Below are 1,825 nucleotides of genomic sequence, written 5' to 3' on the forward strand. Positions count from 1 at the left end.
TGTATTGAGTTGTTTTTGTTGTTGTTGGTCGGCGGTAACTTACTCTCCCACACCCTCCCGGGTGCAGTACCATCAGCGCGGGTGGGCTTAGCTTCCGGGTTCGGAATGGGACCGGGCGTTTCCCCACCGCTATCAACCACCGACACACCCATAGGGCTTGTGTGTCATGGTGACCACCACACGTCTGCGTGTGTGGTGTGGTCGGTTGTTTAGTTATCTGTATCTGTGGCATGTGTGTGGTGTGTCAGATACTGCATAGTGGACGCGAACAGTGTGCAATTGTTGGTGTTGTTTGTTTGTGCACGGTGTTTTTGTTTTGTTGTTGGTGTATTAGTACCAGTCACCTTCGCACATTACGGTGCTTCCAGATCTGGCCTATCAACCCCATCGTCTGTGGGGAACCTCGAATGAAACCTCATCTTGAAACAGGCTTCCCGCTTAGATGCTTTCAGCGGTTATCCCTTCCGTACGTAGCCAACCAGCGATGCTCCTGGCGGAACAACTGGCACACCAGAGGTACGTCCGTCCCGGTCCTCTCGTACTGGGGACAGCCTTTCTCAAGTTTCAACGCGCGCGGCGGATAGAGACCGAACTGTCTCACGACGTTCTGAACCCAGCTCGCGTGCCGCTTTAATGGGCGAACAGCCCAACCCTTGGGACCTACTCCAGCCCCAGGATGCGACGAGCCGACATCGAGGTGCCAAACCATCCCGTCGATATGGACTCTTGGGGAAGATCAGCCTGTTATCCCCGGGGTACCTTTTATCCGTTGAGCGACACCACATCCACAAGTAGGTGCCGGATCACTAGTCCCGACTTTCGTCCCTGCTCGACATGTAGGTCTCGCAGTCAAGCTCCCTTGTGCACTTACACTCTTGCACCTGATTGCCAACCAGGCTGAGGGAACCTTTGGGCGCCTCCGTTACTCTTTGGGAGGCAACCGCCCCAGTTAAACTACCCACCAGGCACTGTCCCCAACCCAGATCATGGGCCAAGGTTAAGACATCCACTACGGTCAGAGTGGTATTTCACTTGCCGACTCCACACCCACTAGCGTGAACGCTTCTACGTCTCCCACCTATGCTACACAAACCGCAGTAAACACCAATACCAAGCTATAGTGAAGGTCCCGGGGTCTTTTCGTCCTGCCGCGCGTAACGAGCATCTTTACTCGTAGTGCAATTTCACCGGGCCTGTGGTTGAGACAGCAGGGAAGTCGTTACGCCATTCGTGCAGGTCGGAACTTACCCGACAAGGAATTTCGCTACCTTAGGATGGTTATAGTTACCACCGCCGTTTACTGGGGCTTAAATTCTCCGCTTCGACCACAAAGGGTCTAACAGGTCCTCTTAACCTTCCAGCACCGGGCAGGCGTCAGTCCGTATACATCAACTTGACCGTCTTCGCACGGACCTGTGTTTTTGATAAACAGTCGCTTCCCTCTCTTCTCTGCGACCACAACCAGCTCACACACGCATGTTGCGCTCACCAGTCATGGCCCCCCTTCTCCCGAAGTTACGGGGGCAATTTGCCGAGTTCCTTAACCACAGTTCACCCGACCGCCTGAGTATTTTCTACCTGACTACCTGTGTCGGTTTCGGGTACGGGCCGTACACACACATCGCTAGAGGCTTTTCTCGACAGCATAGGATCACCACCATCACCCCATACGGGCTACGCATCACGCCTCACACAAACAGGACCGCATTTGACTAGTCCATGTGCCACACGCTTGCACCACAATCCACTTAAGTGGCGTAGCTACCTGACTGCGTCACCCCATCACTGAACTACAACGGATCAGGCCCCACGCATCACACCCACC

General features: G+C 54.4%; 2 rRNA genes. Both read right to left on the reverse strand.

Annotated elements, in window-relative coordinates:
- Nucleotides 1–26: 26 nt before the first annotated feature.
- A 5S ribosomal RNA gene (rrf, locus tag KBX19_RS11220) occupies nucleotides 27–144 on the reverse strand.
- Nucleotides 145–310: 166 nt separating this feature from the next.
- Nucleotides 311–1,825 (reverse strand): 23S ribosomal RNA (locus KBX19_RS11225); the annotation flags it as partial.

The sequence above is a fragment of the Corynebacterium sp. CCUG 71335 genome, from assembly GCF_024454075.1.
GTDB lineage: Bacteria > Actinomycetota > Actinomycetes > Mycobacteriales > Mycobacteriaceae > Corynebacterium > Corynebacterium genitalium.